Source organism: Brevibacillus sp. YAE8, assembly GCF_057543335.1.
The window spans coordinates 71,561-78,438 of record NZ_BAAIYG010000024.1 but is presented as its reverse complement, the minus strand read 5'-3'; the positions used below and the strand labels follow the sequence as shown (position 1 = coordinate 78,438).

Below are 6,878 nucleotides of genomic sequence, written 5' to 3'. Positions count from 1 at the left end.
GGTGACTTCCTCCTTTTGGGCGTTTTTGGTTTGGTCACCGAAAAACTTCTCCAAATTGGGGTGAAGTCCCTTTTTTATCCCTAGAAATCCTTGTGTCTCAAGGGCTCAGATTTCTGCAAAATGCTCAGTTTTAGTAAACAATAAACATAATTGTAAATATTTTCTTGATAGAATCCGATAACTATACCACACGATTGAAAACGTTTTTTGAAAATAACGAAAATAAAATCGATAGGTGTCGGGATACAAACGGACAATGCTGAAGGGATTCGATATGGATGGGTCCAAATAACGTCTTCCACCTTTTCAGAAACGCAAACTATTTGAAACTTTTTCTCGCAGAATTTACTTCGCAACCGGGAAATGTCATCGGGATTATGGCGATCACATTTTATTTGCTTGATAAATTTAGCCAACAACCGTACTACACTACCATGAAAGACATGATGCATGCCGCACCCGCATTGGTCGTTTTTCTGTTTATCGGCGTTTTTGCGGATCGCTTTGACCGTCAGAAAATAGCCGTCCATTGCGATCTGATTCGCGCATTTCTCACTGTATGTCTAATGATTTGCATTTGGTACGATTCGCTTGCCTTCATTTTTTTAGCCATTTTTCTCCGAAGTGCTGTAGGGAAATTTTTTCCTCCCGCCCAAAGTGCAATCATTCAAGGCGTACTATCAAAAGAAGAATATCCCCTTGCCGCTGGATTAAACTCTATGCTCGGAAGTGTATTTTTGCTTTTCGGGAGTGGGATCGGCGCGGTAGTCTATTGGAATTTGGGAGTCCAAGGTGCATTTTTGCTGGACTTCATCTGCTTGTTGATTTCAGCCATGCTCATTTATTCGTGCAAAATCGAGCTATCTGTTCGGAAACCGAACGGGAGCACCGATTGGAAAGGACTACATACAATTAAAGCACTGTTCACGGATTTTATTGAGGGGGTAAAATACATTGTTTACGATCGGGTGTTGCTGCTGCTAACGCTTGGTTCTGCCATACTGGGAGTAGTCAATGGAGGAATAGGAATCATTCCTATTTTTATAATGAAATACAAACTGTCTCCCCATTTCTACGAGGAAATGTCCGTAATCGAAACGATCGTTTTCGGAATCGGCATCTTGCTGGGAAGTGCGCTAAGCCCCAAAGTTACGAAGAGAATCAAACTGTACATGGTATTGACTTTCAGCCTGATTTTCTCGGGAATCTTCGTCATCCTCGCAGGCTTGTCCCCTACGATTGTTCTATTCTTGATTTTTCACTTTTTCTTTTCCGTTGCTGTGGCGTTTATTAACATTTCTTTTTATGGATGGATACCGCAAATGGTGAATCCGAACATGATGGGAAGATTTCGGGGGATTCTTGACCCCGTATCGAGTTTGTTTCAGTCTCTGTCTCTGGCCTTTATTGCTTGGACTTTCCCGTCTATGCTTCGCATTGAAATGCTCTTTGGCGTCGTTGGCGGAGCAATGCTGCTTTTAGGGATGCTATATCTTTTTACAATCCCTTCATTCGTACAAACGAAAGAAGAAAAGTACGAAGTTCCATCCTAACGGTAAAATACGATCCGGCTATTGGAAAACTTGGCTGCCCCAAGCCGTGGGTCCAGCCAAGTTGGCCTTATACTGGATGAGCTGGATCAGAATCTTATCCATTCTTAAACTTATGGACAAAAAAGCTTGCCGCCTTGGGCAAGCTTTTTTGCTTCCTTGACCTCTCTTCTTTACAGCAAAGTCGAGCCGTCCACCACTGCTTGCGCGTCCTCGCGCGTGATGAGCACCGCCCGCGCCTTGCCTCCGCTCTGTCCGGCGACGTAGCCGTCTGCCTCCATCATTTCGATCAGGCGCGCTGCGCGGTTGTAGCCGACCCGGAAGCGGCGCTGCAGTCCCGATGCCGAAGCCTGGCCTTGTTCCGCCACAAACAGGAGCGCCTCCATGTACAGCGGATCGTCGCCCACATCGTAGGATTGCACCTGCTGCTCCAGGTCTTCCTTGCTGAAAAGGTACGCCGGCTTTCGCTGCTTCTTGATCGTCTGCGTAATTCTTTCGATCTCGTCGTCGGAAACAAAGTTGCCCTGCAAGCGCACAGGCGTCGTGCCGCTCTCCAGAAACAGCATGTCCCCTCTGCCCAGCAATCGTTCTGCCCCGGACTGATCGAGAATCGTGCGCGAGTCGACCTGGGAGAATACGGCAAACGCCAGGCGCGTCGGCACGTTTGCCTTGATATTGCCCGTGATGACGTCCACGGACGGGCGCTGGGTCGCGAGCAACAAGTGAATGCCGCAGGCGCGTGCCTTTTGCGCGATCCGGATGATGCAGTCCTCCACGTCTTGCGGAGAAACCATCATCAGGTCTGCCAGCTCGTCGATGATGATGACGATATACGGCAACTGGTCGTCTGTCGTCTGGTTGTAGCGGTCAATATCCCGCACACCTGCGTCGACGAACAAAGCGTAGCGCTTTTCCATTTCCTCGACGGCCCATTTCAGCGCCGCTGTCGCCTGCTTGGCCTCCGTCACCACAGGCGTCACGAGATGCGGCAAATGGTTGTACGGTGCCAGCTCGACCATTTTCGGGTCGATCAACAGCAGTCTGACTTGCTCCGGCGTCGCCTTGTACAGCAGGCTGACAATGATCGAGTTGATGCAGACGCTTTTCCCCGATCCGGTCGAGCCTGCGATCAGGCCGTGCGGCATTTTTTTGATATCGGCAATAATCGGCTCGCCGCCGATGTCCATGCCAAGCGCCACGGCCAATGGCGATGGATGCTGCTGAAATTTTTCCGAGCCGATGATTTTCTCGATCAGCACGGGCCGGCTCGCCAAGTTCGGCACCTCGATCCCGATGGCGTTGCGGCCTGGAATCGGCGCCTCGATGCGAATGTCCTTGGCTGCCAGATTCAGCTTGATGTCGTCGATCAGACTGGTAATTTTGTTCACCTTCACCCCTGGGGCCGGCTGCAGCTCGAAGCGCGTGACAGACGGGCCTTTGACGATGCCGACGACGCTCGCGCTGACGTTGAAGTTGGATAAAGTCTCTTCCAAAAGCAGCTTTTGCAGTTGCGTATGCTCATCGTCGTCATCGCTTATCGGCGGGCTCGGATTGAGCAGCGCAAGCGTCGGCAGGCAATACGGCGGCTCCTGGCTATCCGCTGCGGCTGGTGGCTGCGGCTGAGAGTGAGGGCCGGGGGATGGGGTGGTTGCCGCACCTGGGGCGCTTGGAGTACTTGCTGTACCTGGCGCACTTGGCGTCACCAATCCAGGCGCTGGCTGCGCTGTGCCCTCATCTTTTTGCCCGGCGCTTGGCAGTTCGGTCACTGGCGGTAACGGCCTTGCGATCTGTGCCTGCAAAGCGTCTGGGGCAGCAGCCTCGGAAACCGAACTCGCCGCCTGCGCCGCAGCAGAAGCTTCCACCTCGGCATCCGGCATGGCCCGCGCCAGCAGGCGATTGACGTCGTATGTGTAGGCTGGCGCCTGCTTTTCTTCTTCAGCGGAAACGGGCACATTGTCGCTGTTGATTGGACGGACCGTGTCGCTGCCGCCGGACGGAACAGCAGGTTGGGCGGCTTCGCCTTCCTGAATGCGCTCGTAGGCAGCCGTTATGCCTTCCTCGATCCCAGTGCGCACAACGTCGCCAAGCGCTGCGACCAGCATTTGCTGTGTTGCGGTTTGGCTCGGTTGCTCCGGATAGGTTGGTCGCTCCGAATCGTTTGGTTGCTCTGCTTGCTGCTCTGGCCGCGATGGGAGTGCCGCTTCTCGTCGTGCCCCCAGCGGGGACTCGGGTGCTATGAGAGGGGAAGTCTCCCCACTTGCTTCCGCTTCGTGCAGCTCAGGGACCATTTCCACAGTTGCTTCGGGTTCTTTCGCTGTTTCTGCCGCTGCTTCTGCCGCTGCTTCAACTGCTTCCGTTATTTCGGATGCTCCAACCGTTTCGGTCGATCTGGCTATTTGCGCTGCCCCGGTTGTTTCCGGTTCGCCAACGTCGTCCGCTGCGCCAACTGTTTCTGTTGCACCAGCAGTTCCCGTTGCGCCAACTGTTCCGGCAGCTCCAGCAGTTTCCGCTGCGCCAACTGTCCCGACTGCTCCAGCAGTCTCCGCAGCTCCAGCAGTTTCCACTGCTCCCACTGCCTCCATCGCTCCACCAGTTGCCGCGGCTCCCGTCACACCTATCACTCCGGCCGCTGCCATTGCTTCTCCTTCCAGCAACTCGGCCCCATTTTCCAAACCACCCACTACTTCGCCACACTGCTCACTCGCGCTGCCAAAATCGGCCGCGGCCCTCGCTCCACTTGTTGCGCCTGCCACACTGCCACCTTGAAGCGCTGGTTCCTCACCCTTGGCTGACACGGCTTCACCCGTTTTCACTTCTTCTACCTCTACGCGCTCTGCGCGCCCATACAGCTTTTCCGTAACAGCCCTATCCTGCACAAAGACACGACTTTCTCCTTCCACAACTCCTGTCTCCCCAACCGCAAGCGACTCCGCTTCTTGCCGCAGGCGGACACGCTCCTGCTCTGCGCCCCCCAACTCCCGGAACTGCACCGCAGGCTTGTCCAACGCATCTTGCTCTGATTCCACAACTGCCGCAGCGGCCGCTTGCGCTTCGGCTTCCGCCACCACGTCCGCTTGCCGCTCAAACGACCGGGCGGTACGATCCGCCTGCCCGTTGCCGCTCTCCGCTTTTCCATCCATCTCAATGACGGATTTGCCGCCGCTGGCATTTCCGTCAGTCTCCCTATCCTGCGCCACCGTTTTCTGCTCAGGAAAATACCGCTCGCTAATTTCCTGTTCCCACTGCTTGATCTGCTGCAGATGCTCTTCCTGCTCCAGTCGCGGATACACCACTCCCCCCGTTGTGTGGATGCGGTGCTCCGCCTCGCGTGTAGACGGGGTGATCTTGCCGTAAACAGGCGAGACGATCTCCGACGGGCGGTACGCCTTCTTTTCCTGCGGCGTCAGCGAAGTGCGCTGCGCGCTTTCCGTCTGTCTGGCTGGCTGCCGACGATGGCTGTCGCGCTTGTGCTCGGCAGAGACAGCCGGCTTTCTGTCTGCGAATGTCTCCGCCTGCTTTTCCGGCACCTGTTCATCGCGCGGACGAAGCGTGTCCCGCGCACTCGCTCCCCGCTCGCGCGCAGCCGACTGGGCGCGCACGGCGTCGTCTGCTGCCTGCTGGTTCCTTCTTTCTTTTCGCCTGTTCTCCAAATAGTCGTCCGGCACGACAGGAAAGCGAAACTGGCGCTCCCTGCGCGGACGCACATCGTCTATATTGCGATTATTCACCCGTTCTTTCGGGTAAATGCTTTTTGTCTTCGCCTGGGGCTGACGGGGTGCGGGGCTTGCAGGGGGACTTGCCGCTGGACGCCCTTCCACTGTCTCTTCATGCTCTTCTTCGCCCTGAAAAAATTTCATCAGCTTTTGAAGCCACAACCACATGCTGCAACGTCCTTTCTTTGCTAACCATCTATTCCCTCTCATCTTACCATGAAACAAGCGGCGATTTAGGCCGATTGTGATTTTTTTCCGTATTTGCGAAACCTTTTCTTTCTTTGGACGTAATAGATAGAGGGAACAAAAACAAATACATAGGGGAGGAACACACATGTGGAAAAAGGGGAGCGCCCTGCTGCTCGCGGGGATGCTGGTACTGACAGGATGTGCTGGTGAAGCTTCACTGGTGCGCGATTCTATCGTGGCATCCATTGATAAACCAAACTACGATTTCCAAGGAACCTTGAAGCTGACAGGCGACGTAGACAAATTGCCGGAAGCTTTCGGGGAAGCGACACCGGACAAACAGGGACAAGCGATCTTGTCTGCCATGAAAGCGGGCGTGACTGTAAAAGGATCCCAGCTCGATCTGAAAAATGCGAAGGTTCAGTTTGAAGTGAACGACGACAAGGTACTGCGCGACAACAAGCTCTGGACTGGCGACAAAAAAGCGTCCGTCGAGCTGGTAGTCAGCGATGACAAAGTATTCGTAAAATCTCCGCTCGACAGCAAATACTTGCTGATCGACGCGAACGCTTCCGGCGCTCTCACTGGCGTGAACGGAAACGACAAGGTGAACCCTGCCAAGCTGAAAGAATACCAGGACAAAATGAATCAGTTGACGCTGGACTTCATCAAAAAATACGTGGGCAAGTACGGCTACAAGCTGGCTGACGCGAAAAACCTCGGCATCGAAACCGTCACGCTGCCTAACGGCGAAAAAGTAGAAGCGACTCACGTAACGGTGAAGATCGACGCCAAAGAACTGGTGAAAATGTTCTTCTTCACAGCCAACGACGCGGTAGCGAGCCAGGACGTAAAAGCGTTCGCAATCGACATGATGGTTCTGACCAACTCCCTGACCGAAGAAATGTATCCGGAAATGGGCAAAACGACCGAGGCAGAAAAACGCGCCAACGCCGAAGCAACCATCACCGAAGGCTTGAAAGAAGCAAAAGCATGGCTGGACGAAACAGGCAAAGTGTACACGCCTGAAAAAATCGTAGAAGAAATGAAAAAAGAAGGCTTCCACAACCTCGCTTGGAACCTCGACTTCTACGTAGACAAAAACAAAATGCCTGTGCACCAAAAGAGCGACCTGAGCGTAACCTTCCAGGCGCCTGAAATGAAACAACCGCTGACAATCGGTCTGTTCGCCGATCAATACGCATACAACTTCGGAAAAGCGACCAAGTACGACGTTCCGGCAAAAGACGCTGGCCTGACAGCAGAAGACTTGTACAAAGACGAAAAAGCGATCAACAACTTCAGCGACAAAGGCTTCATGCGCCTCTTCGCGCAAAGCATGCTGGACGATCTCAAATGGCAAAAAGAACTGGAAGCCGAGTGGGCGGAAGAATTGGAAACAACCACCCCTTAATTCCATCCACAG

The 6,878-nt window shown here is 53.8% G+C and carries 3 protein-coding genes; 2 read left to right on the top strand and 1 reads right to left on the bottom strand.

Translation table 11 applies throughout. The annotated features are described in order from the left end of the window. Positions 1-278 precede the first annotated feature (278 nt). Positions 279-1,553 (top strand): MFS transporter, encoded by a 1,275-nt coding sequence (locus AC27IT_RS21605; RefSeq protein WP_327945186.1) that lies wholly within the window; start codon positions 279-281, stop codon positions 1,551-1,553. Positions 1,554-1,723: 170 nt separating this feature from the next. Here the strand turns inward: AC27IT_RS21605 and AC27IT_RS21600 are convergent, their stop codons facing one another. Then, positions 1,724-5,431, bottom strand: a complete 3,708-nt coding sequence (locus AC27IT_RS21600) for a DNA translocase FtsK (RefSeq protein WP_025843882.1) — start codon at positions 5,429-5,431, stop codon at positions 1,724-1,726. Positions 5,432-5,597: 166 nt separating this feature from the next. Between AC27IT_RS21600 and AC27IT_RS21595 the strand changes: the two genes are divergently transcribed. After that, complete coding sequence (locus AC27IT_RS21595; RefSeq protein ID WP_007778871.1) at positions 5,598-6,866, top strand: hypothetical protein; 1,269 nt, start codon at positions 5,598-5,600, stop codon at positions 6,864-6,866. Positions 6,867-6,878 lie beyond the last annotated feature (12 nt).

Bases quoted from the DNA above. Each gene is read 5' to 3' on its own strand.
- AC27IT_RS21595 (WP_007778871.1), top strand. From the start codon at position 5,598: ATGTGGAAAAAGGGGAGCGCCCTGCTGCTCGCGGGGATGCTGGTACTG.
- AC27IT_RS21600 (WP_025843882.1), bottom strand. From the start codon at position 5,431: ATGTGGTTGTGGCTTCAAAAGCTGATGAAATTTTTTCAGGGCGAAGAA.
- AC27IT_RS21605 (WP_327945186.1), top strand. From the start codon at position 279: ATGGGTCCAAATAACGTCTTCCACCTTTTCAGAAACGCAAACTATTTG.